21 protein-coding genes are annotated in these 22,903 nt (G+C 71.9%); 19 read left to right on the plus strand and 2 right to left on the minus strand.

Going from position 1 to position 22,903, the window contains the following annotated elements; genetic code table 11:
• Window positions 1-236: 236 nt before the first annotated feature.
• From ACFV9T_RS26575 to nusB, 4 genes are all read left to right on the plus strand, one after another.
• A complete protein-coding gene (locus ACFV9T_RS26575) occupies window positions 237-1,118 on the plus strand; it encodes an AAA family ATPase (protein WP_385444567.1) in 882 nt (293 codons plus the stop codon).
• Between the two features lie 73 nt (window positions 1,119-1,191).
• Entirely contained in the window at window positions 1,192-2,298 is a 1,107-nt protein-coding gene (locus tag ACFV9T_RS26580; RefSeq protein WP_385444568.1) for a M24 family metallopeptidase, read from the plus strand.
• A gap of 112 nt (window positions 2,299-2,410) precedes the next feature.
• Entirely contained in the window at window positions 2,411-2,977 is a 567-nt protein-coding gene (efp, locus tag ACFV9T_RS26585; RefSeq protein WP_385444570.1) for an elongation factor P, read from the plus strand.
• A gap of 2 nt (window positions 2,978-2,979) precedes the next feature.
• A complete protein-coding gene (gene nusB, locus ACFV9T_RS26590; RefSeq protein WP_385444571.1) occupies window positions 2,980-3,453 on the plus strand; it encodes a transcription antitermination factor NusB in 474 nt (157 codons plus the stop codon).
• Between the two features lie 135 nt (window positions 3,454-3,588).
• On the opposite strand, the gene bldD is transcribed toward nusB, so the two are convergent.
• The gene (bldD, locus tag ACFV9T_RS26595; protein ID WP_014056259.1) at window positions 3,589-4,089 is read right to left on the minus strand and encodes a transcriptional regulator BldD; all 501 of its coding nucleotides are present in this window, start codon (window positions 4,087-4,089) and stop codon (window positions 3,589-3,591) included.
• A gap of 220 nt (window positions 4,090-4,309) precedes the next feature.
• Here bldD and pyrR point away from each other — a divergent pair, with 220 nt between their 5' ends.
• The 14 genes from pyrR to ACFV9T_RS26665 all read left to right on the plus strand — a co-directional run bounded on the left by pyrR (window position 4,310) and on the right by ACFV9T_RS26665 (window position 21,049).
• Window positions 4,310-4,894, plus strand: coding sequence for a bifunctional pyr operon transcriptional regulator/uracil phosphoribosyltransferase PyrR (pyrR, locus tag ACFV9T_RS26600; protein ID WP_385444573.1), 585 nt, complete (start codon window positions 4,310-4,312; stop codon window positions 4,892-4,894).
• A gap of 144 nt (window positions 4,895-5,038) precedes the next feature.
• The gene (locus ACFV9T_RS26605) at window positions 5,039-6,019 is read left to right on the plus strand and encodes an aspartate carbamoyltransferase catalytic subunit (protein ID WP_385444575.1); all 981 of its coding nucleotides are present in this window, start codon (window positions 5,039-5,041) and stop codon (window positions 6,017-6,019) included.
• Between the two features lie 2 nt (window positions 6,020-6,021).
• Entirely contained in the window at window positions 6,022-7,317 is a 1,296-nt protein-coding gene (locus ACFV9T_RS26610) for a dihydroorotase (protein WP_385444577.1), read from the plus strand.
• Window positions 7,314-7,925 (plus strand): hypothetical protein, encoded by a 612-nt coding sequence (locus ACFV9T_RS26615; protein ID WP_385444578.1) that lies wholly within the window; start codon window positions 7,314-7,316, stop codon window positions 7,923-7,925. Before ACFV9T_RS26610 ends, ACFV9T_RS26615 begins: the two co-directional genes overlap by 4 nt.
• Window positions 7,922-9,061, plus strand: a complete 1,140-nt coding sequence (gene carA, locus ACFV9T_RS26620; RefSeq protein WP_385444580.1) for a glutamine-hydrolyzing carbamoyl-phosphate synthase small subunit — start codon at window positions 7,922-7,924, stop codon at window positions 9,059-9,061. Before ACFV9T_RS26615 ends, carA begins: the two co-directional genes overlap by 4 nt.
• Window positions 9,054-12,374 carry a carbamoyl-phosphate synthase large subunit gene (carB, locus tag ACFV9T_RS26625; RefSeq protein ID WP_385444582.1) on the plus strand — a complete coding sequence of 1,107 codons (3,321 nt, stop codon included), beginning with the start codon at window positions 9,054-9,056 and terminating at the stop codon, window positions 12,372-12,374. Before carA ends, carB begins: the two co-directional genes overlap by 8 nt.
• An 82-nt stretch (window positions 12,375-12,456) precedes the next feature.
• Window positions 12,457-13,557, plus strand: a complete 1,101-nt coding sequence (locus tag ACFV9T_RS26630) for a quinone-dependent dihydroorotate dehydrogenase (protein ID WP_385444583.1) — start codon at window positions 12,457-12,459, stop codon at window positions 13,555-13,557.
• A gap of 95 nt (window positions 13,558-13,652) precedes the next feature.
• On the plus strand, window positions 13,653-14,510 hold the full coding sequence (pyrF, locus tag ACFV9T_RS26635; RefSeq protein ID WP_385444585.1) for an orotidine-5'-phosphate decarboxylase: 858 nt from the start codon (window positions 13,653-13,655) through the stop codon (window positions 14,508-14,510).
• Between the two features lie 205 nt (window positions 14,511-14,715).
• Complete coding sequence (locus tag ACFV9T_RS26640; protein ID WP_009713618.1) at window positions 14,716-15,039, plus strand: integration host factor; 324 nt, start codon at window positions 14,716-14,718, stop codon at window positions 15,037-15,039.
• A gap of 39 nt (window positions 15,040-15,078) precedes the next feature.
• Complete coding sequence (gene gmk / locus ACFV9T_RS26645) at window positions 15,079-15,645, plus strand: guanylate kinase (protein WP_385444587.1); 567 nt, start codon at window positions 15,079-15,081, stop codon at window positions 15,643-15,645.
• A 58-nt stretch (window positions 15,646-15,703) separates the two neighbouring features.
• Window positions 15,704-15,964 (plus strand): DNA-directed RNA polymerase subunit omega, encoded by a 261-nt coding sequence (gene rpoZ / locus ACFV9T_RS26650; RefSeq protein WP_020867048.1) that lies wholly within the window; start codon window positions 15,704-15,706, stop codon window positions 15,962-15,964.
• Window positions 15,965-16,061: 97 nt separating this feature from the next.
• Complete coding sequence (gene coaBC, locus ACFV9T_RS26655) at window positions 16,062-17,279, plus strand: bifunctional phosphopantothenoylcysteine decarboxylase/phosphopantothenate--cysteine ligase CoaBC (RefSeq protein WP_385444588.1); 1,218 nt, start codon at window positions 16,062-16,064, stop codon at window positions 17,277-17,279.
• Window positions 17,280-17,606: 327 nt separating this feature from the next.
• Window positions 17,607-18,815 carry a methionine adenosyltransferase gene (gene metK / locus ACFV9T_RS26660; RefSeq protein ID WP_009713614.1) on the plus strand — a complete coding sequence of 403 codons (1,209 nt, stop codon included), beginning with the start codon at window positions 17,607-17,609 and terminating at the stop codon, window positions 18,813-18,815.
• A gap of 83 nt (window positions 18,816-18,898) precedes the next feature.
• Window positions 18,899-21,049, plus strand: coding sequence for a primosomal protein N' (locus ACFV9T_RS26665; protein WP_385444590.1), 2,151 nt, complete (start codon window positions 18,899-18,901; stop codon window positions 21,047-21,049).
• Window positions 21,050-21,119: 70 nt separating this feature from the next.
• Here the strand turns inward: ACFV9T_RS26665 and ACFV9T_RS26670 are convergent, their stop codons facing one another.
• The gene (locus tag ACFV9T_RS26670) at window positions 21,120-21,635 is read right to left on the minus strand and encodes a hypothetical protein (RefSeq protein WP_385444591.1); all 516 of its coding nucleotides are present in this window, start codon (window positions 21,633-21,635) and stop codon (window positions 21,120-21,122) included.
• A 263-nt stretch (window positions 21,636-21,898) separates the two neighbouring features.
• Here ACFV9T_RS26670 and fmt point away from each other — a divergent pair, with 263 nt between their 5' ends.
• The gene (gene fmt, locus ACFV9T_RS26675) at window positions 21,899-22,831 is read left to right on the plus strand and encodes a methionyl-tRNA formyltransferase (protein ID WP_385444592.1); all 933 of its coding nucleotides are present in this window, start codon (window positions 21,899-21,901) and stop codon (window positions 22,829-22,831) included.
• The last annotated feature ends 72 nt before the right edge of the window (window positions 22,832-22,903 follow it).

The following is a 22,903-nucleotide window of genomic DNA, read 5'->3' on the forward strand; positions in this document are numbered from 1 at the left end:
AAGCCCGCGGCACCGCCGCGGGCTTTCGAACACCCCGGTACGGGACGGAAGTTGCGGCCGCTTGAAGACAAATTGCCTGGCTGACGCGCCGGGACGGGCACTCATCGGGTTTCCGGGGCGTTCACACAGCGCGGGCCTGGGCAGGTACCGTTCGGTAGGAGCGGCCTCACCGCCGCGTCACCACGCGACAGTTGTTCCGTCACGACTGCCGCCTGTACGAGACGGAGTGCCACCGGATGCAGCACGCAGTGGGCGCAGGCTGGGCCCAGAGCGCGAGCCAACCCCCCGGTCCCCATGCGCACCCCCCGGCCCCGCCCGTACCTCCGGTGCCCACCCCACCGGCGCCGCCCGCGCACCCCGCGGTGCCCATGCAGCCGGTGCCCGTGCCCCCGGTGCCCGCCCCGCCCGCGCCCCCGGTGACGGGCCATCCGCAGCCCGCGCACCCCACCCCGCAGCCGCCCGTCGAGCACCCCGGCTCCACCGGCCACATCCAGCTGCCGCCCGGCGGGCCCGTCCCGCTGCCGCACCCGCCCGCCGACCCGGCCATGGCCGACGCCTCCCACGCGGCCGTCGCCGTGCTGCTCATCGGACCGGCCGGAGCGGGCAAGACCACCGTCGCCCGCTACTGGGCCGACCGCCGCCGGGTGCCGACCGCCCACATCAGCCTCGACGACGTCCGCGAATGGGTCAGGTCGGGCTTCGCCAACCCCCAGTCGGGCTGGAACGAGAACTCCGAGGCGCAGTACCGCCTCGCCCGCCGCACCTGCGGCTTCGCCGCCCGTAACTTCCTGGCCAACGGCATCTCCTGCATCCTGGACGACGCCGTCTTCCCGGACCGCCCCGTCGTCGGCCTCGGCGGCTGGAAGCGGCACGTCGGCCCCGGCCTCCTGCCCGTGGTGGTGCTCCCCGGCCTGGAGATCGTCCTGGAGCGGAACGCGGCCCGCAGCGGCAACCGCCGCCTCAGCGACGAGGAGGTCGCCCGCATCCACGGCCGGATGGCGGGCTGGTACGGCTCGGGGCTGCCGATCATCGACAACTCGACGTACGACGTGGAGACCACCGCCCGCATGCTGGACGAGGTAGTGGCCCGCTCCATCGCCAGCCCGCCCGCTTTCTAGGAGCTGAGGCCCGGCCGCTCGTCCGGCGGCGCTCAGACGGCCGGGGCGGGCCGGAGTGCGTACGCTCAGGGGCATGTCCCAGGTGTACGCGGCCCGACGTGCCCGCCTGCACGACCAGTACGCGGCCGCCGGGAGCGAGGCCGCCCTGGTCTCCCGGCCCGCCAACGTGCGCTATCTGTGCGGCGACGCGCCCCCGGGCGCCACGCTGCTCCTCGGGCCCGTCCAGGACGTCCTGGTGGCGCCCGAGGCGTCCTCGTGGGGGCCGGTGCCGGGGCCGCATCCGGAGGATCTGCGGCTGCTCCTGCTGTCCGGGCCTGACAGCGACCCGGCCGTGGCCGCCGCCGACCTGGCGGCGGCGGACGGCGCCGAGTCGCTGGCCGTCGAGGAGCACGATCTGACCGTGGCCCGCCACCGGGCGGTCGGCACCGCCGCCCCGCGGCTGCGCCTGACCGATCTGGGGCGGACCGTCGAGCAGCTGCGGATCGTCAAGGACGACGAGGAGATCTCCTGCCTGCGGATCGCCGGGGAGCTGGCCGACCAGGCCCTCGGCGAGCTGCTGGAATCGATCCTGGTGGGCCGCACCGAGCGGCATCTCGCGCTGGAGCTGGAGCGCAGGCTGGTGGATCACGGGGCGGACGGCCCGGCGTTCCCCACCGTCGTCGCCGCGGGGCCGCACGCGGGCCGGGCCGGGCATCCGCCCACCGACCGGCGGGTGGAGGAGGGCGACTTCCTGACCATCTGCCTGGGCGCCGACTACCGGGGGTACCGCTGCCAGGTGGGCCGTACGTTCGTCATCGGCCCCTCGCCCGCGGACTGGCAGGTCGAGCTGTACGACCTCGTCTTCGCCGCTCAGCGGGCCGGTAGGGAGGCGCTGCTGCCGGGGATGGCGTACCGGGACGTGGACCGGGTGACCCGCCAGGTGCTGGACGCCGCGGGGTACGGGGAGGGTCTTGAGACGCGTACCGGACACGGTGTGGGCCTCGAAATCGACGAGGACCCTCGGCTCTCGCCGTCGGCCATGGGTAAACTGGACGCTTGTGTGCCGGTCACCGTCGAACCGGGGGTCCACCTCCCGGGGCGGGGCGGTGTCCGGATCGACGATACGCTCGTCGTCCGCCCCGAGGCGGACGGCGGACCCGAGCTACTCACCATCACGACCAAAGAGCTGCTCGCGCTGTAGTTCTGGCTGACAGTCTTCGGCTGACGGCACTGTCGGCTGACGGCATTGGCTGATAACGGCGCATCGCGGCTCTCTGGTCTCCACCAGCTGTAGTCCAGGAGATCCCGCAACCGTGGCATCCACGAACGACCTCAAGAACGGCCTTGTGCTCAAGCTTGACGGCGGCCAGCTCTGGTCCGTCGTCGAGTTCCAGCACGTCAAGCCCGGCAAGGGCCCTGCCTTCGTGCGCACCAAGCTCAAGAACGTGCTGTCCGGCAAGGTGGTCGACAAGACTTTCAACGCCGGCGTGAAGGTCGAGACGGCCAATGTCGACAAGCGCGGCATGCAGTTCTCGTTCAAGGACGGCGAGAGCTTTGTGTTCATGGACATGGACACCTATGACCAGATCTACGTCACCCCCGAGGTCGTCGGCGACAACGCCCGGTATCTGCTCGAGGGCTTCGAGGCGGTCGTCGCGATGTACGAGGGCAACCCTCTGTATGTCGAGCTGCCCGCCGCCGTCGAGCTGGTGATCGAGTACACCGAGCCCGGCGTCCAGGGTGACCGCTCGACCGGTGGCTCCAAGCCCGCCAAGCTGGAGACCGGCTACGAGATCGGCGTCCCGCTCTTCATCACCACCGGTGAAAAGATCAAGGTTGACACCCGTTCCGGTGAGTACCTCGGCCGGGTGAACAACTAACCGTGGCTGCCCGCAACAAGGCCCGTAAGCGTGCCTTTCAGATCCTTTTCGAGGCCGACCAGCGTGGCAGCTCCGTGCAGACCGTCCTCGCGGACTGGATTCGGCACGCCCGGACCGACGACCGGCAGCCCCCGGTCAGCGAATACACGATGCAGCTCGTCGAGGGATACGCGGAGCACACCGCGCGAATCGACGAGCTGCTCGCCACCTACGCGGTGGGCTGGACGCTGGACCGGATGCCGGTCGTCGACCGGAACATCCTGCGGCTCGGTGCCTATGAGCTGGTGTGGGAGGACGCGACCCCGGACGCGGTGGTGATCGACGAGGCGGTTCAGCTCGCCAAGGAGTTCTCCACCGACGACTCGCCGTCGTTCGTCAACGGTCTGCTGGGCCGGCTCAAGGAGCTGAAGCCCGGCCTGCGCCGCGACACGGAGACCCGGGACCCGGAGACCCAGGACTCGGAGACCCAGGCCTAGCCCAGGCCCTGGCCGCCCGGTCAGCAGGAGTCAGCACAAAGCCGCCGGGGGCGGTGGAGGCCGTACGGCACTTCCACCGCCCCCGGCGGCACGTTTCTGCTGGTGGAGAGGGTGCGAGAGCGCTATGCGCGCCCGTTACACATCCTCGTGCTGGACCGCGCGACGCGCGTCGGCACCCAGCACTCCCCAGCTGATCAGCTGTTCGGTCAGCACGGACGGCGACTGGTCGTAGATCACGGCGAGGGTGCGCAGGTCGTCCTGGCGGATCGACAGCACCTTGCCGTTGTAGTCGCCGCGCTGGCTCTGGATCGTGGCGGCGTACCGCTGGAGCGGGCCCGCCTTCTCGACCGGCACATGGGCCAGCCGCTCCAGGTCCAGCACCAGCTTCGGCGGCGGCTCCGCCGCCCCGGCCGGGCTGGTGCCCGGCAGCAGCTCCTGCACCGGGACGCCGTAGAAGTCGGCCAGTTCGGCGAGACGCTGGACGGTCACGGCGCGGTCGCCGCGCTCGTACGATCCCACCACCACGGCCTTCCACCGGCCCTGGGACTTCTCCTCGACGCCGTGAAGGGAGAGGCCCTGCTGGGTGCGGATGGCGCGGAGCTTGGCCCCGAGCTGTTTGGCGTATTCGCTGGACATAAAGCTCCCCGGACACTGAATCGACGTGCGGCTCCGCCGCGCGGCTGGTAACTCACTGTGAAGGTTACGTAGCGTAATCTCCATTCGTCAAGCCGAATGGAGCGGAGGGGCTCCCGCCAGGGGTGTTGACGAGCGCCCCATGCGCCCCTGCTACTGTGAATGGCGCAAATCCGACGTCCTTTAAGGTCCGTCCCGTGAGGCGGAGAAGGAGGTCCGTTCCATGGACGCCCGTACCTCGGACGCCGCGCGTTCCGTGCTCGAAGCACCGGACATCGCGCGCGTTCTGACCCGCATCGCCCACGAGATCGTCGAGCGCGCCAAGGGCGCCGACGACGTGGTGCTCCTCGGCATCCCGACCCGCGGTGTCTTCCTCGCCCGGCGGCTGGCCGCCCGGCTGGAGGAGATCACCGGCAGGTCGCCCGGTGAGCTTCCGGTCGGCTCGCTCGACATCACGATGTACCGCGACGACCTGCGGCTGCGGCCCGCCCGCGCGCTGGCCCGCACCGAGATCCCCGACGACGGCGTCGACGGCCGCCTGGTCGTCCTCGTCGACGATGTGCTCTTCTCCGGCCGCACCATCCGCGCCGCGCTCGACGCCCTCGGTGACATCGGGCGGCCGCGCGCCGTCCAGCTGGCGGTCCTCGTCGACCGGGGTCACCGGGAACTGCCGATCCGGGCCGACTACGTCGGCAAGAACCTCCCCACGTCGCTGCGGGAGACGGTCAAGGTCCAGCTCACCGAGGAGGACGGCCGCGACAGCGTGCTCCTCGGCCTGCGCGAGACCACCCCCGCGGACGGGAAGTAGCGCCCCGGTACCGACGGCGACGGCTCCCGGCGATCCCGGGTACCCGGCCTCGGTGCCACCGGTACGGAGCCCCACGGCCCGGCACCGGACCCGGCGCATGCCCGCCCGCACGCCCGCATCCCTCCTCAACCACGGAGCAACCGGATGAAGCGTCACCTCATCTCGGCCGCCGACCTCTCGCGCGACGACGCCGTCCTGATCCTCGACACCGCCGAGGAGCTGGCCCGGCTCGCCGACCGGCCGATCAAGAAGCTGCCGACCCTGCGCGGCCGCACCGTCGTGAACCTCTTCTTCGAGGACTCGACCCGCACCCGCATCTCGTTCGAGGCGGCCGCCAAGCGGCTGTCCGCCGACGTCATCAACTTCTCCGCCAAGGGCTCCTCGGTCTCCAAGGGCGAGTCCCTGAAGGACACCGCGCTCACCCTGGAGGCGATGGGCGCCGACGCCGTCGTCATCCGGCACCCCTCCTCCGGCGCCCCGCACCGGCTGGCCACCTCCGACTGGATCAACGGCTCGGTCGTCAACGCCGGTGACGGCACCCATGAGCACCCCACCCAGGCGCTGCTCGACGCCTTCACGATGCGCCGCAGGCTGGCCTCCGGGGGCGCCGGGGTGGGCCAGGACCTGGCCGGCCGCCGGATCACCATCGTCGGCGACGTGCTGCACAGCCGGGTCGCCCGCTCCAACGTCCACCTGCTGTCCACCCTCGGCGCCGACGTCACCCTGGTCGCCCCGCCCACCCTCGTCCCCTTCGGCGTCGAGAGCTGGCCCTGTGACGTCTCGTACGACCTGGACGCGGTGGTGGGCAAGTCCGACGCCGTGATGATGCTGCGGGTCCAGCGCGAGCGCATGAACGCCGCCTTCTTCCCCACCGAGCGCGAGTACGCGCGCCGCTACGGCCTGGACGCCGACCGGATGGCCCGGATGCCCGAGCACGCCATCGTCATGCACCCCGGCCCGATGAACCGCGGCATGGAGATCACCGCGGAGGTCGCCGACTCCGACCGCTGCACCGCCGTCGAGCAGGTCGCCAACGGCGTCTCGATCCGCATGGCCGTCCTGTACCTGCTGCTCGGCGGCAACGAGCCCGCCGTCACCGCCGCCCGCACCGAGGAGAACCAGTAACCATGAGCGACACGAACAAGACGCTGCTGCGCGGCGCGAAGGTGCTCGGCGGCGAGCAGCGGGACGTGCTGATCGAGGGCGAGCGGATCGCCGCCGTCGGCACCGGCCTCGACGCGGACGGCGCCACCGTCATCGACGCCGCCGGGCAGATCCTGCTGCCGGGCCTGGTCGACCTCCACACCCATCTGCGCGAGCCCGGTCGGGAGGACTCCGAGACCGTCCTCACCGGCACCAAGGCCGCCGCGGTCGGCGGCTTCACCGCCGTCCACGCCATGGCCAACACCTTCCCCGTGGCCGACACCGCGGGCGTCGTGGAGCAGGTGTGGCGGCTGGGCAAGGAGTCCGGCTACTGCGATGTGCAGCCCATCGGCGCCGTCACCGTCGGCCTGGAAGGCAAGAAGCTCGCCGAGCTGGGCGCCATGCACGAGTCCGCCGCCGGGGTCCGGGTCTTCTCCGACGACGGCAAGTGCGTCGACGACGCCGTGATCATGCGCCGCGCCCTGGAGTACGTGAAGGCCTTCGACGGCGTGATCGCCCAGCACGCCCAGGAGCCGCGGCTCACCGAGGGTGCCCAGATGAACGAGGGCATCGTCTCCGCAGAACTGGGCCTGGGCGGCTGGCCCGCCGTCGCCGAGGAGTCGATCATCGCCCGCGACGTACTGCTCGCCGCGCACGTCGACTCCCGGGTGCACATCTGCCACCTGTCCACCGCGGGATCCGTCGAGATCGTCCGCTGGGCCAAGTCCAAGGGCTGGAACGTCACCGCCGAGGTCACCCCGCACCACCTGCTGCTCACCGACGAGCTGGTCCGCTCGTACAACCCGGTCTACAAGGTGAACCCGCCGCTGCGCACCGAGGCCGACGTGATGGCGCTGCGCGAGGCGCTGGCCGACGGCACCATCGACTGCGTCGCCACCGACCACGCCCCGCACCCCCACGAGGACAAGGACTGCGAGTGGGGCGCGGCGGCCATGGGCATGGTCGGCCTGGAGACCGCGCTGTCCGTCGTCCAGCACACCATGGTCGACACCGGGCTGCTGGACTGGGCGGGCGTCGCCGACCGGATGGCCGTCCGTCCCTCCGCCATCGGCCGCCTCACCGGCCAGGGCCGTCCCATCGCCGCGGGGGAGCCCGCCAACCTCACCCTGCTGGACTCCGCATACCGTGGTCAGGTAAACCCCGCGGGCTTCGCCTCCCGCAGCCGCAACACCCCCTACGAGGGCCGGGAACTGCCGGGCCGGGTGACGCACACCTTCCTGCGGGGCCGGGCGACGGTCGTGGACGGGAAACTGGCGTGATATCTCCGAACCCTTTGATCTCCTTGGCGGCCGAGCAGCGGTCCCAGGACGTCACCGACTGGGCCGCCCGCATCGGCTGGGTCGTCGGCCTGCTGCTCTTCATCGCGCTGGTCTACTGGCTGATGCGCGAGGGCTGGAAGTGGCGCGGCACGCTCCAGGGCGATCTGCCCGAGCTGCCCGAGGCCCCGGCCGCACCGGGCCCCGCGCAGCTCACCCTCACCGGCCGCTACCACGGCTCCACCACCGCCGGACAGTGGCTCGACCGCATCGTGGCCCATGGCCTCGGTACCCGCAGCCGCGTCGAGCTGACCCTCACCGACCAGGGCATGAGCGTCGTACGGCCCGGTGCCCAGGACTTCTTCATCCCGGCCGGAAGCCTCCGCGGCGCCCGGCTCGACAAGGGCATCGCGGGCAAGGTCCTCGCCGAGGGCGGGCTGCTGATCGTCACCTGGCAGCTCGGCGACCGGCAGATCGACTCCGGATTCCGCTCCGACCACGCCGCCGAGCACGCGGCCTGGGTCGAAGCCCTCGGCGTCACCGAAGACGTCACGGACGACGTCAAGAACGACGTCAAGAACGCAGAGCTCAACCAGGAAGGCGCACGATGACGACCTCCACCAGGGGGGCCCAGACCCCCGCCGTACTCGTCCTGGAGGACGGCCGCAGCTTCCGTGGCCGCGCCTACGGGGCCGTGGGGGAGACCTTCGGCGAGGCCGTGTTCTCCACCGGGATGACCGGCTACCAGGAGACCCTGACCGACCCGTCCTACCACCGCCAGGTCGTCGTCATGACCGCGCCGCACATCGGCAACACCGGCGTCAACGACGAGGACCCCGAGTCGGGCCGCATCTGGGTCTCCGGCTACGTGGTGCGCGACCCCGCCCGTACGCCGTCCAACTGGCGCTCCCGCCGCTCGCTGGACGACGAGCTGACCGCCCAGGGCGTCGTCGGCATCAGCGGCGTCGACACCCGCGCCCTCACCCGCCATCTGCGCGAGCGCGGCGCCATGCGCGTCGGCATCTTCTCCGGCGAGGCCCTCGCCGACGAGGCCACCCTGCTCGCCCGGGTGCAGGCGGCCCCGCAGATGAAGGGCGCCGACCTGAGCGGCGAGGTGGCGACCAAGGAGACGTACGTCGTCCCCGCGATCGGCACCAAGCGGTTCACCGTCGCCGCCGTCGACCTCGGCATCAAGGGCATGACCCCGCACCGGATGGCCGAGCGCGGCATCGAGGTGCACGTCCTGCCCGCCACCGCCACGGTCGACGACCTCTACGCGGTGAACCCGGACGGCGTGTTCTTCTCCAACGGCCCGGGCGACCCGGCCACCGCCGAGCACCCGGTCTCCCTGATGCGCGCCGTGCTGGAGCGGTCCACCCCGCTGTTCGGCATCTGCTTCGGCAACCAGATCCTGGGCCGCGCCCTCGGCTTCGGCACCTTCAAGCTGAAGTACGGCCACCGCGGCATCAACCAGCCCGTGCAGGACCGCACCACCGGCAAGGTGGAGGTCACCGCGCACAACCACGGCTTCGCCGTCGACGCCCCGCTCGACGCGCCCAGCGACACCCCCTACGGGCGGGCCGAGGTCTCCCACGTCTGCCTCAACGACAACGTGGTCGAGGGGCTGCGCCTCCTCGACCGCCCCGCATTCAGCGTCCAGTACCACCCCGAAGCCGCCGCGGGCCCGCATGACGCCGGGTACCTGTTCGACCGCTTCGTCACCCTGATGGAGGGCCAGCGTGCCTAAGCGCACCGACATCCAGTCCGTCCTGGTCATCGGCTCCGGCCCGATCGTCATCGGCCAGGCCGCCGAGTTCGACTACTCCGGCACCCAGGCCTGCCGGGTGCTCAAGGCCGAGGGCCTGCGGGTCATCCTGGTCAACTCCAACCCGGCCACGATCATGACCGACCCGGAGATCGCCGACGCCACGTACGTCGAGCCGATCACCCCGGAGTACGTCGAGAAGATCATCGCCAAGGAACGCCCCGACGCGCTGCTGCCCACCCTCGGCGGCCAGACCGCGCTCAACACCGCCATCTCCCTCCACGAGGCGGGCACCCTCGACCAGTACGGCGTCGAGCTGATCGGCGCCAACGTCGAGGCGATCAACAAGGGCGAGGACCGCGACCTCTTCAAGGACGTCGTCGAGGCGGTCAACGCCAAGATCGGCCACGGCGAGTCCGCCCGCTCGTACATCTGCCACTCCATGGACGACGTCCTCGCGGGCGTCGAGGAGCTGGGCGGCTACCCCGTCGTCGTCCGCCCCTCCTTCACCATGGGCGGCGCCGGCTCCGGCTTCGCCCACGACGAGGACGAGCTGCGCCGCATCGCCGGGCAGGGCCTGAACCTCTCGCCCACCACCGAGGTGCTGCTGGAGGAGTCGATCCTCGGGTGGAAGGAGTACGAGCTGGAGCTGATGCGCGACAAGCACGACAACGTCGTGGTCGTCTGCTCCATCGAGAACTTCGACCCCATGGGCGTGCACACCGGTGACTCGATCACCGTCGCCCCGGCGATGACGCTGACCGACCGCGAGTACCAGGTGCTGCGCGACATCGGCATCGCCGTCATCCGCGAGGTCGGCGTGGACACCGGCGGCTGCAACATCCAGTTCGCGGTCAACCCCGAGGACGGCCGGGTCATCGTCATCGAGATGAACCCGCGCGTCTCCCGCTCCTCCGCGCTCGCCTCCAAGGCCACCGGCTTCCCGATCGCGAAGATCGCCGCCCGGCTGGCCGTCGGCTACACGCTGGACGAGATCCCCAACGACATCACCGAGAAGACCCCGGCGTCCTTCGAGCCCACGCTCGACTACGTCGTGGTCAAGGTGCCGCGGTTCGCCTTCGAGAAGTTCCCGGCCGCCGACGCCCGCCTCACCACCACCATGAAGTCGGTCGGCGAGGCCATGGCCATCGGCCGTAACTTCACCGAGGCGCTGCAGAAGGCGCTGCGGTCGATGGAGAAGAAGGGCAGCCAGTTCGACTTCACCGGTGACCCCGGTGGCCTCGGTGACAAGGCCGAGCTGCTGGAGCGGGCCGATGTCCCGACCGATGGCCGGATCAACACCGTCATGCGGGCCATCCGCGCCGGGGCCACCCCGCAGGAGGTCTTCGACGCCACGAAGATCGACCCCTGGTTCGTGGACCAGCTCTTCCTGATCAAGGAGGTCGCGGACGAGCTGGCGGCCGCCGACAAGCTGGGCCCGGAGCTGCTCGCCGAGGCCAAGCGGCACGGCTTCTCCGACGCCCAGATCGCCGGGATCCGCTCGCTGCGCGAGGACGTGGTCCGCGAGGTGCGGCACGCGCTCGGCGTCCGGCCCGTCTACAAGACGGTCGACACCTGCGCCGCCGAGTTCGCCGCCAAGACCCCGTACTTCTACTCCTCCTACGACGAGGAGTCCGAGGTCGCCCCGCGCGAGACCCCGGCCGTGATCATCCTCGGCTCCGGCCCCAACCGCATCGGCCAGGGCATCGAGTTCGACTACTCGTGCGTCCACGCCTCCTTCGCGCTGAGCGCCGCGGGCTACGAGACCGTCATGGTCAACTGCAACCCGGAGACCGTCTCCACCGACTACGACACCTCCGACCGGCTCTACTTCGAGCCGCTCACCCTGGAGGACGTCCTGGAGATCGTCCACGCCGAGCAGCAGGCGGGCCCCGTCGCGGGCGTCATCGTCCAGCTCGGCGGACAGACCCCGCTCGGCCTCGCCCAGGCCCTCAAGGACAACGGCGTGCCCATCGTCGGCACCTCGCCCGAGGCCATCAACCTCGCCGAGGAGCGCGGCGCCTTCGGCCGGGTGCTGACCGAGGCCGGACTGCCCGCCCCCAAGTACGGCACCGCCTTCTCCTTCGAGCAGGCCAAGGGCATCGCCGCCGAGATCGGCTACCCGGTCATGGTCCGCCCGTCCTACGTGCTGGGCGGCCGCGGCATGGAGATCGTCTACGACGAGGCCTCGCTCGCCGCGTACCTGGAGCGGCACGCGGGCCTCATCTCCGAGCACCCGGTGCTCATCGACCGCTTCCTCGACGACGCGATCGAGATCGACGTCGACGCGCTCTACGACGGCCAGGAGCTGTACCTCGGCGGCGTCATGGAGCACATCGAGGAGGCCGGTATCCACTCCGGCGACTCGGCGTGCGCGCTGCCCCCGATCACCCTCGGCGGCTTCGACATCAAGCGGCTGCGCGCCTCCACCGAGGCCATCGCGCGCGGCGTCGGCGTGCGCGGGCTGATCAACATCCAGTTCGCGATGGCCGGGGACATTCTCTACGTCCTGGAGGCCAACCCGCGCGCCTCCCGTACGGTCCCCTTCACCTCCAAGGCCACCGCCGTACCGCTGGCCAAGGCCGCCGCCCGGATCTCGCTGGGCGCGACCGTCGCCGAGCTGCGCGCCGAGGGCCTGCTGCCCGCGACCGGCGACGGCGGCACCCTGCCGCTGGACGCGCCGATCTCGGTCAAGGAGGCCGTCATGCCCTGGTCGCGGTTCCGCGACGCCTCGGGGCGCGGCGTGGACACCATCCTCGGCCCGGAGATGCGCTCGACCGGCGAGGTCATGGGCATCGACTCGGTCTTCGGCGCGGCGTACGCCAAGTCGCAGGCCGGGGCGTACGGGGCGCTGCCCACCAAGGGGCGCGCCTTCGTCTCCGTCGCCAACCGCGACAAGCGCTCGATGATCTTCCCGGCCCGGGAGCTGGTCGCCCTCGGCTTCGAGCTGATGGCCACCTCGGGCACGGCGGAGGTGCTGAAGCGCAACGGCATCAACGCCACCGTCGTCCGCAAGCAGAGCGAGGGGGAGGGGCCGGACGGTACGAAGACCATCGTCCAGCTCATCCACGACGGCCAGGTCGACCTGATCGTCAACACCCCGTACGGCACCGGCGGCCGCCTCGACGGCTACGACATCCGTACGGCGGCCGTCGCCCGCGGCGTCCCGTGCCTGACCACCGTCCAGGCGCTCGCCGCCGCCGTCCAGGGCATCGAGGCGCTCGGCCGGGGTTCGGTCGGCGTCCGGTCGCTCCAGGAGCACGCGGAACATATGACGTCCGCCCGCGAGGAGTGAGGCGAGGGAGGGGGACACCGGCCGGTGTCCCCCTCTTCGCGAGCCCCCTTCTTCTCGTCTCGCCGCGCGCAGAAAGCTGCCCATGTACTCGCTGTTCTTCAACCTGATCTTCCGGCGCATGGACCCGGAGAGCGCCCACCACCTGGCCTTCGGCTGGATCCGGCTGGCCGCCCGCGTCCCCGTCCTGCGCACCTTCCTCGCGGCCCTCCTCGCCCCCCGCGACAAGGCGCTGCGCACCGAGGCGCTGGGCCTGCGGATGCACGGGCCGTTCGGGCTCGCCGCCGGGTTCGACAAGAACGCCGCCGGGATCGACGGCATGGCCATGCTCGGCTTCGACCACGTCGAGATCGGCACCGTCACCGGACAGCCGCAGCCCGGCAACCCCAGGAAGCGGCTCTTCCGGCTGGTCTCCGACCGTGCGCTGATCAACCGCATGGGCTTCAACAACGAGGGCTCGGCCGCCGTCGCCGCCCGTCTCGCGGCCCGCCGCGCCGCCTTCCGTACGACGGTCGGCGTCAACATCGGCAAGACCAAGGTCGTCCCGGAGGCGGAAGCGGTCGCCGACTATGTGACCTCGACCGAGCGACTGGCCGCCTACGCGGATTACCTCGTCGTCAACGTCTCCTCGCCCAACACCCCCGGACTGCGGAACCTCCAGGCCGTCGACCACCTGCGGCCGCTGCTGACCGCGGTCCGCGAGGCCGCCGACCGCAGTGTGAGCGGACGCCGGGTGCCGCTGCTGGTAAAGATCGCGCCAGATCTCGCCGACGCGGACGTGGACGCGGTCGCCGATCTCGCCGTCGAACTCGGGCTGGACGGGATCATCGCGACGAACACGACCATCGCGCGGGACGGGCTCGGTCTGACGTCCCCGGCGGGGGTCGTCGGTGAGACCGGCGGGCTGTCCGGCGCCCCGCTCAAGGCCCGCTCGCTGGAGGTGCTGCGGCGGCTGTACGCGCGGGTGGGGGACCGGCTCACGCTCGTGGGCGTGGGCGGGATCGAGACGGCCGACGACGCGTGGGAGCGGGTCCTCGCGGGGGCGACGCTGGTGCAGGGCTACAGCGCGTTCGTCTATCGCGGGCCGTTCTGGGCCCGCGAGATCCACCGTGGGCTCGCCGCCCGGCTTGCCGCCTCGCCGTACGAGACCTTGGCCGACGCGGTCGGTGCGGACGCGCGCGCGTAGTCGGGTGGGGGCTCCGCCCCCACACCCCCGCCGGGGCTCCGCCCCAGACCCCGCTCCTCAAACGCCGGAGGGGCTGAATACCTGAGGAGAGAACCATGACCCTGCCCACCCCCTTCGGCACGCGCCTGCGCCAGGTCATGGACGACCGTGGCCCGCTCTGTGTCGGCATCGATCCGCATGCCTCCCTGCTCGCCGACTGGGGGCTCGGGGACGACGTGGCGGGGCTGGAGCGGTTCACGCGGACCGTGGTGGACGCCCTCGCCGGGCGCGTCGCCGTGCTCAAGCCGCAGTCGGCCTTCTTCGAGCGCTTCGGGTCGCGCGGCATCGCCGTGCTGGAGCGGGCCGTGGCGGACGCGCGGGACGCCGGGGCGCTGGTGCTGATGGACGCCAAGCGCGGCGACATCGGGTCCACCATGGCCGCGTACGCCGCCGCCTACCTCGACCCCGCCAGCCCGCTGTTCTCGGACGCGGTCACCGTCAGCCCCTACCTCGGATTCGGCTCGCTGCGGCCCGCGCTGGACGCCGCTCGGGCGAGTGGTGCGGGGGTGTTCGTACTGGCGCTGACGTCCAACCCGGAGGGCGCCGAGGTGCAGCACGCGGCGCGGCCGGACGGGACGACCGTCGCCGCGTCCGTGCTGGCCCACCTCAAGGCGGAGAACGCCGAGGAGGCCGGGCAGGGCGCGCTCGGCTCGTACGGCGCGGTCGTCGGGGCGACCCTGGGCGGCACCGCGGAGCGGATCGGGGCGGAGCTGGCGATCGACGGGCCGCTGCTGGCGCCCGGCATCGGCGCCCAGGGCGCGACCCCGGCGGACCTTCCGGCGGTGTTCGGCGCGGCGGTCCGTAACGTCGTTCCGAGCGTCAGCCGAGGGGTCCTGAAGTACGGACCGGATGCCTCCGCACTGGTCGAGGCGGCGGCCCGAATGGCTGATGACGTGCGTGCCGTGGCTGAATAACCGGGCTATTTTGTCCATGAATGTCCCAGTCGAGCGAGTCTGACCAGGACTTTTCGTCTGTTCTCGCTGACTGGAGCGGGATCGGCCGCTAGTCTCCGACGAGAGCGAACGCGCTGTTGCGTTGCGCGTTGCTCCCCAGGTGAGGGCCGACTAGGTTCCTCACCGGTCCCTATCCGATCAGTTCGACATCCGAGGTGACGTAGGCGTGGCTCTTCCGCCCCTTACCCCTGAACAGCGCGCAGCCGCGCTCGAAAAGGCCGCCGCGGCTCGCCGGGAGCGCGCCGAGGTCAAGAATCGGCTCAAGCACTCCGGCGCGTCTCTGCACGAGGTCATCAAGCAGGGCCAGGAGAACGATGTCATCGGCAAGATGAAGGTCTCCGCCCTCCTGGAGTCCCTGCCCGGCGTCGGCAAGGTCCGCGCCAAGCAGATCATGGAGCGGCTCGGCATCTCCGAAAGCCGTCGTGTGCGCGGGCTCGGCTCCAACCAGATCGCATCCCTCGAGCGTGAGTTCGGCGGCGCCGCCGGCTGACGTTTTCCGGCACCGCCGGGAACCTGGATAATCTGCTGCATGGCAGCACATCCAGTACGTCCGCGGCTGACCGTGCTCTCCGGCCCCTCCGGGGTCGGTAAGAGCACGGTCGTCGCGCATATGCGCAAAGCACACCCCGAGGTCTGGCTCTCGGTCTCCGCCACGACTCGTAAGCCCCGCCCCGGTGAGCGTCACGGTGTCCAGTACTTCTTCGTGGACGACGGAGAGTTCGACAAGCTCATCGCCAACGGTGAGCTGCTGGAGTGGGCCGAGTTCGCCGGTAACCGCTACGGCACCCCCCGCGAGGCGGTCATCGACCGGCTCGACGCGGGCGAGCCGGTGCTGCTGGAGATCGACCTGCAGGGCGCGCGGCAGATCCGCGAGTCCATGCCGGAGGCCCAGCTGGTCTTCCTCGCCCCGCCCAGCTGGGAGGAGCTGGTCCGCCGGCTCACCGGCCGGGGGACCGAGGCGCCCGAGGTCATCGAGCGGCGGCTGGAGGCGGCCCGGATCGAACTGGCCGCCGAATCCGAGTTCGATACCACCCTGGTCAATACCTCCGTCGAGGACGTGGCGGCTGAGCTGCTAGCCTTGATGCGAGTGGCTTGATCTTCAATTCATTCTTGCCATGAGGCGTAATAAGGAAGGCTAGAGAGTGTCCTCTCCCATGACCGCGCCCGAGGGCATCATCAACCCTCCGATTGATGAGCTGCTCGAGGCGACCGACTCGAAGTACAGCCTCGTGATCTACGCGGCCAAGCGCGCGCGTCAGATCAACGCGTACTACTCGCAGCTCGGTGAGGGTCTGCTCGAGTACGTCGGCCCCCTGGTGGACACCCACGTCCACGAGAAGCCCCTGTCGATCGCGCTCCGCGAGATCAACGCGGGTCTGCTGACCTCCGAGGCCATCGAGGGCCCGGCTCAGTAGGTTTAAGATCGCTCATCACCGGCCCGGCGGCCTCGCTGCCGGGCTTGTGGTGTGTCATGGGTACGTATCTTCGTAAACGGCGGGGAAGAGGCGAGCGATGGCCAAGGCGGACACACCCCGGGTCGTACTGGGGGTCAGCGGCGGGATCGCCGCCTACAAGGCGTGTGAGCTGCTGCGGCGGCTGACGGAGTCCGGGCATGACGTACGCGTCGTGCCGACCGCGTCCGCCCTGCACTTCGTCGGCGAGGCGACCTGGTCGGCGCTCTCCGGGCATCCGGCGGGCACCGAAGTGTGGGAGTCCGTCCACGAGGTGCCGCATGTGCGCATCGGCCAGTCCGCCGACCTGGTCGTGGTCGCCCCCGCCACCGCCGACCTGCTCGCCAAGGCCGCCCACGGCCTCGCCGACGACCTGCTCACCAATACGCTGCTCACCGCGCGATGTCCGGTCGTCTTCGCCCCCGCCATGCACACCGAGATGTGGGAGCACCCCGCGACCCGGGAGAACGTGGCGACCCTGCGCCGCCGCGGCGCCGTGGTCATCGAGCCCGCCGTCGGGCGGCTGACCGGTGTGGACACCGGCAAGGGGCGGCTGCCGGACCCGCAGGAGATCTTCGAGGTCTGCCGCCGGGTGCTGACCCGCGGGCCCGAGGCGACCCGCCCGGATCTGGCCGGACGCCATGTGGTGATCAGCGCCGGAGGCACCCGCGAGCCGCTGGACCCGGTGCGCTACCTGGGCAACCGCTCCACCGGCAAGCAGGGGTACGCCCTGGCCCGCTCCGCCGTGGCCCGGGGCGCCAGGGTGACTCTTGTCTCGGCCAACAGCGAGCTGCCCGACCCGGCCGGTGCCGATGTGGTGCGGGTCGGGACCGCGGTCCAGCTGCGGGAGGCGGTCCTGAAGGCCGCCGCGGACGCCGACGCCGTCGTGATGGCCGCCGCGGTCGCCGACTTCCGGCCCGCCCGGTACGCCCCGGGAAAGATCAAGAAGCGGGACGGGCAGGAGCCCGAACCGGTCGCCCTGGTGCGCAACCCGGACGTTCTGGCGGAAATCTCCGCCGATCGCTCCCGCCCCGGGCAGGTCGTCGTCGGTTTCGCGGCCGAGACCGATGACGTTCTGGTGAACGGCCGGGCGAAGCTCGCCCGCAAGGGCTGCGATCTGCTCGTGGTGAACGAGGTGGGGGAGCACAAGACCTTCGGCTCGGAGGAGAACGAGGCCGTGGTGCTCGGGGCGGACGGCACCGAGACGCCCGTTCCGTACGGCCCGAAGGAGGTCCTGGCCGACACGGTCTGGGATCTGGTGGCGGCCCGTTTGGGCTGAGTCCCCGGGCTCCCCGGTCGGCCGTCGCGCGATCTTCACAGGACATTCGCGTGACCTTTGGCCCTTCGTGGGTAGGGATTGTCGGCACCGTGGGTTGATCGAGGCGGGAGCGCCCGTTCGGGCCATGACAGCTTTCTGTCATGGAGGCCTTGCTGTATTTCAGCTCGAGGCGAGGTATGTTCCAGGTCAGGCCAGCTCGTCCTGTGAGACGGGGATGCTCGACCGGCGGATACGCCGGATAAACTGGCCCAGGAACCGCATCGGGCGCAGCCCCCGGGCGGTCCCGCCCATGATCAGCCAGCAGCCGCTGCAACCCCAGGGAGCGATGTGTCCCGCCGCCTGTTCACCTCGGAATCCGTGACCGAGGGTCACCCCGACAAGATCGCTGACCAGATCAGCGACTCCATCCTCGACGCGCTCCTCAAGGAGGACCCGACCTCCCGGGTCGCCGTCGAGACCCTGATCACCACCGGTCTGGTTCACGTGGCCGGTGAGGTGACCACCAAGGCGTACGCCGATATCGCGACGCTCGTCCGCAACAAGGTCCTCGACATCGGCTACGACTCGTCGAAGAAGGGCTTCGACGGCGCCTCCTGCGGCGTCTCGGTGTCGATCGGCTCACAGTCCCCCGACATCGCCCAGGGCGTCGACTCCGCCTACGAGCTGCGGGTCGAGGGCGACGAGGACGAGCTGGACAAGCAGGGCGCGGGCGACCAGGGCCTGATGTTCGGCTACGCGTGCGACGAGACGCCCGAGCTGATGCCGCTGCCGATCAACCTGGCGCACCGGCTCTCCCGCCGCCTGTCCGAGGTCCGCAAGAACGGGACCATCCCGTACCTGCGCCCGGACGGCAAGACCCAGGTCACCATCGAGTACGACGGCCACAAGGCGGTCCGCCTGGACACCGTCGTCGTCTCCTCGCAGCACGCCTCGGACATCGACCTGGACTCGCTGCTCGCTCCCGACATCAAGGAGTTCGTGGTCGAGCACGTCCTGAACGAGCTGGTCGAGGACGGCATCAAGCTGGAGACCGAGGGCTACCGGCTGCTGGTCAACCCGACCGGCCGCTTCGAGGTCGGCGGCCCGATGGGTGACGCGGGCCTGACCGGCCGCAAGATCATCATCGACACCTACGGCGGCATGTCCCGCCACGGTGGCGGTGCCTTCTCCGGCAAGGACCCGTCCAAGGTCGACCGCTCCGCCGCGTACGCGATGCGCTGGGTCGCCAAGAACGTCGTCGCCGCGGGCCTCGCCCAGCGCTGCGAGGTCCAGGTCGCCTACGCCATCGGCAAGGCCGAGCCGGTCGGTCTCTTCGTCGAGACCTTCGGCACCGCCACGATCGACGCCGAGAAGATCGAGAAGGCCATCTCCGAGGTCTTCGACCTGCGCCCGGCCGCGATCATCCGCGACCTCGACCTGCTCCGTCCGATCTACGCCCAGACGGCGGCCTACGGCCACTTCGGCCGCGAGGACTCGGACTTCACCTGGGAGCGCACCGACCGCGTCGACGCCCTCCGCGCGGCGGCCGGTCTGTAAGGACCACAGCTTGCGGTACGGCCCGGACGCCCCTGCGGCGTCCGGGCCTTCGCATGTCCGAGTCCTCTGCTAAGACTTGATCTGTGAGCAGGGACGACGAGCAGCGTGAGACCCCGGCGGAGGAGCCGCAGGGGGGTGAGCAGCTCGCGCTCATCCGGGACAGTGTGCGCAAGGCCAAGGTGCCCCGGGCCAAGCCTCGGACCTGGCGCGGAGCCGCGCTGGCCAAGGAGCTGCCGGTGGCCAAGGTGCTCGTGGACAAGGGGCCGGTCCACCTCGACAAGCTGTGGGACTACGCGGTCCCGGCCGAGATGGACGCCGAGGCGCGGCCCGGGGTGCGGGTGCGGGTGCGGTTCGGGGCCGGGACGGGGCGGGTGCGCGAGGGGCGGCGCGAGGGCGGCGGGCTGCTCGACGGGTACATCGTCGAGCGGGTCGCCGAGTCCGACTACCGTGGGCCCCTCGCGGCCATCGCCCAGGTCGTGTCGCCCGAGCCGGTACTCGGGCCGGGGCTGCTCGCGCTGTGCCGGGCCGTCGCCGACCGGTACGCCGGATCGCTGGCCGACGTCCTGCAGCTGGCCATGCCCAAGCGCCACGTCCGCGCCGAGTCCGAGACGTCCCCGCCGCCGCTGCCCCCGCCCGGGCCGCCCGCGCCCGGCAGCTGGCAGCGCTATCCGGCCGGGCCCGGGTTCCTGGAGGCGCTGGCGGGCGGCGGCACGCCCCGGGCCGTATGGACAGCGCTGCCCGGGCCGCACTGGCCGGACGAGTGGGCCGCCGCCGTCGCCGCCACGCTCGCGTCGGGGCGCGGCGCGCTCGTCGTCGTACCGGACGGGCGCACCGCCGCCCGGGTCGACGCGGCGCTCACCCGGGCGCTCGGCGGCGCGGGGCGGCATGTGCTGCTGACGGCGGACCTCGGGCCCGAGGAGCGCTACCGGCGGTGGCTGGCGGTCAGCCGGGGGTCGGTGCGGGCCGTCGTCGGCACCCGGGCGGCCATGTTCGCGCCGGTTCGCGACCTCGGCCTGGTGGGCATCTGGGACGACGGCGACCAGAGCCACAGCGACGACCACGCCCCGCAGCCGCACGCCCGCGACGTCCTGCTGCTGCGCGCCGTCCACGAGAAGACGGGCTTCCTGCTGGGCGACCTCGGCCGCACCGTGGAAGCCGCCCAGCTGGTGGAGAACGGCTGGGCGCGCCCCCTGGAGGCCGGCCGTGAGCAGGTCCGCGCGGCGGCCCCGCTGATCCGTACCGTCGACGAGGGCGAGGTGGCCCGGGACGCCGAGGCCCGCGCGGCCCGGCTGCCCACGCTCGCCTGGCAGACCGTACGGGAGGCGCTGACCCGGGGCCCGGTGCTGGTGCAGGTGCCGCGCCGGGGCTACGTACCCCGGCTGGCCTGCGAGCGCTGCCGCGAGCCCGCCCGCTGTCGGCACTGCTCGGGCCCGCTGGAGGCGCGCGACGCGGACCGGCTGGCCTGCGGCTGGTGCGGGCGGGCCGAGACGGCCTGGCACTGCGCGGAGTGCGGGGGCTCCCGGCTGCGGGCGAGCGTCGTCGGTGCCCGGCGCACCGCGGAGGAGCTGGGCCGCGCCTTCCCCGCCGTGCCGGTCCGTACCTCGGGCCGGGACCACGTACTGGACACCGTGCCGGACCGTCCGTCGCTCGTCGTCTCCACTCCCGGTGCCGAACCGGTCGCCGAGGGCGGTTACGCGGCCGCCCTGCTGCTGGATGGCTGGGCCCTGCTCGGCCGCCCCGACCTGCGCGCGGGCGAGGACGCGCTGCGCCGCTGGCTGGAAGCGGCCGCGCTGGTGCGGGGGCAAGAGGACGGCGGGCTCGTCGTGGTGACCGCCGAACCGACGCAGCGGCCGGTCCAGGCGCTGGTCCGCTGGGACCCCGCCGGTTACGCGGCGCGCGAACTCGCCGAGCGGTCGCAGCTGGGCTTCCCGCCGGTCTCGCGGATGGCGGCGGTGGCCGGGCCCGCGGAGTCGGTGGCCGAGCTGATCGCGTCGGCGCCGCTGCCGGAGGGGACGGAGACCCTGGGGCCGGTCCCGCTGGCCCCCACCCCGCAGGGCCGCCCGCGCCGCCCCGGCGATCCGCCGCCCGGTGCGCAGTGGGAGCGCGCCCTGCTGCGGGTGCCTCCGGGCCAGGGCCGAGCCCTGGCGGCGGCCGTCAAGGAGGCCAAGGCGCTACGGCTGGCCCGTGGCGACAAGGACCCGACGGTCCGGGTGGACCCCCTGGACATCGGCTGAGTGCGACCAGCCTCAAAACCAGTCTCAAAACCAGCTTCAAAAACCAGCCTCAAAAAGAGGGCGGGCGTTCTTAGCCGTTGCGGGGGCTCGGGAAGACGCCCGGGCGGGGTTCGGGGAGGGCCGGGGCGGGGTGCGGGACGGAGCGGGCGGCCGGGACCGACGGGACCGGCGGCACGGCGGCGGGCTCGGGGCTGTGCCCCGCCGGGGGCTCGCCGCCCTCCGCGGGGCTCGCCGCCGAGGCGCGGCGCGAGCCGTAACGGCGGTGCACCGCCTGCTTGGTGACGCCGAGCGCCGAGCCCACCGCGTCCCAGGAGAAGCCGAGCGAGCGGTCGAAGTCCACCGCGGCGGTGACCAGGGTTTCGACGCTGTCCCGCAGCTCCTGGGCGAGCCGTACGGTGGGCGCCGGGGCGCGGCCGTAGACGACGAAGCCCGCGGCCGGTCCGGTGCGCCGCGGCCGGTAGACGTTGCCCAGTTGGGCGGTGAGGGTGCGCAGCGCGTCCACCTGTCGGCGGACCCGCTCGATGTCCCGGACCAGGAGGTGCAGGCTGGCCCGTGCCTGGGCGTCGTGAGTTGCGTGGTCGGCCATGAACAAGCCTCTCGAACCGGCGGTGAAGGGGGCGGGCGGGAAGGGTGCCGGGCCGCGGGTCGCGGCCCGGCGCGGTCAATCTCTCTTGACCAACGCGGCACCCGCCCGTCGGTCACGGTCCGGGGCGTGCGGGAGTTGGCCCGTACGCCCCCTGGGGTGCCGGACCATAGACTGAGACGCCGTTTCCGCCGTTTCGCGCTCCGTGTCACGCCCCGCGTCACGGCCCCGTGTCACGCCCCGCAACGAGAGGTAGTCCGTCACCCATGAGGCTCGTCTTCGCCGGTACCCCCGAGGTCGCTCTGCCCGCGCTGGACGCACTGATCGCGTCCGACCGGCATGAGGTGGTGGCGGTCGTGACCCGTCCCGACGCGCCCGCCGGGCGCGGCCGCCGGCTGGTGGCCAGCCCGGTCGCGGAGCGGGCCGAGGAGGCGGGCATCGAGGTGCTGAAACCGGCCAAGCCGAGGGACGCGGACTTCCTCGCCCGGCTCACCGAGATCGCCCCGGACTGCTGCCCGGTCGTGGCGTACGGCGCGCTGTTGCCCAAGGCGGCGCTGGAGATCCCGGCACACGGCTGGGTCAATCTGCACTTCTCGCTGCTGCCCGCGTGGCGCGGCGCGGCGCCCGTGCAGCACGCGGTGCTCGCGGGCGACGAGGTGACCGGCGCGTCGACGTTCCAGATCGAGGAGGGGCTGGACTCCGGGCCGGTGTATGGGGTGGTCACCGAGGACGTACGGCCCACCGACACCAGCGGCGATCTGCTGGCCCGGCTGGCCATGGCCGGGTCCGGGCTGCTCGCGGCGACGATGGACGGCATCGAGGACGGTTCGCTGCGCGCGGTGCCGCAGTCCGCCGAGGGCGTGTCCCTCGCCCCGAAGATCAACGTCGAGGACGCGGAGATCGACTGGTCGGCGCCCGCGCTGCGGGTCGACCGGCTGGTGCGGGCGTGCGCCCCGGCCCCGGGCGCGTGGACCACGTTCCGCGGGGAGCGGCTGAAGGTGGTCTCGGCGGCCCCGGCGGCGGACCGTACGGAGCTGGCCCCCGGCGCGCTCGCCGCGACCAAGAAGGCGGTGTACGCGGGCACGGCCAGCCACGCCGTGGAGCTGACCTGGGTCCGGCCGCAGGGCAAGAAGCCGATGCGGGCGGCGGACTGGGCCCGTGGCGTACGGATCGCCGAGGGCGAGCGGCTCGGCGGCTGACGGGGCCCAAGCGGACGCGCCGGGGGAGGCCGGTCGTTGACTTCAACCTTGGTTGAAGTCCTACCGTCCTGA

The sequence above is a fragment of the Streptomyces sp. NPDC059850 genome (assembly GCF_042731515.1).
Taxonomy (GTDB): domain Bacteria; phylum Actinomycetota; class Actinomycetes; order Streptomycetales; family Streptomycetaceae; genus Streptomyces.

Coding starts and splice junctions, on each gene's coding strand:
- ACFV9T_RS26575 (WP_385444567.1), top strand. CDS start 237: ATGCAGCACGCAGTGGGCGCAGGCTGGGCCCAGAGCGCGAGCCAACCC.
- ACFV9T_RS26580 (WP_385444568.1), top strand. CDS start 1,192: ATGTCCCAGGTGTACGCGGCCCGACGTGCCCGCCTGCACGACCAGTAC.
- bldD (WP_014056259.1), bottom strand. CDS start 4,089: ATGTCCAGCGAATACGCCAAACAGCTCGGGGCCAAGCTCCGCGCCATC.
- pyrR (WP_385444573.1), top strand. CDS start 4,310: ATGGACGCCCGTACCTCGGACGCCGCGCGTTCCGTGCTCGAAGCACCG.
- ACFV9T_RS26605 (WP_385444575.1), top strand. CDS start 5,039: ATGAAGCGTCACCTCATCTCGGCCGCCGACCTCTCGCGCGACGACGCC.
- ACFV9T_RS26610 (WP_385444577.1), top strand. CDS start 6,022: ATGAGCGACACGAACAAGACGCTGCTGCGCGGCGCGAAGGTGCTCGGC.
- carA (WP_385444580.1), top strand. CDS start 7,922: ATGACGACCTCCACCAGGGGGGCCCAGACCCCCGCCGTACTCGTCCTG.
- ACFV9T_RS26630 (WP_385444583.1), top strand. CDS start 12,457: ATGTACTCGCTGTTCTTCAACCTGATCTTCCGGCGCATGGACCCGGAG.
- pyrF (WP_385444585.1), top strand. CDS start 13,653: ATGACCCTGCCCACCCCCTTCGGCACGCGCCTGCGCCAGGTCATGGAC.
- gmk (WP_385444587.1), top strand. CDS start 15,079: ATGGCAGCACATCCAGTACGTCCGCGGCTGACCGTGCTCTCCGGCCCC.
- rpoZ (WP_020867048.1), top strand. CDS start 15,704: ATGACCGCGCCCGAGGGCATCATCAACCCTCCGATTGATGAGCTGCTC.
- coaBC (WP_385444588.1), top strand. CDS start 16,062: ATGGCCAAGGCGGACACACCCCGGGTCGTACTGGGGGTCAGCGGCGGG.
- ACFV9T_RS26670 (WP_385444591.1), bottom strand. CDS start 21,635: ATGGCCGACCACGCAACTCACGACGCCCAGGCACGGGCCAGCCTGCAC.
- fmt (WP_385444592.1), top strand. CDS start 21,899: ATGAGGCTCGTCTTCGCCGGTACCCCCGAGGTCGCTCTGCCCGCGCTG.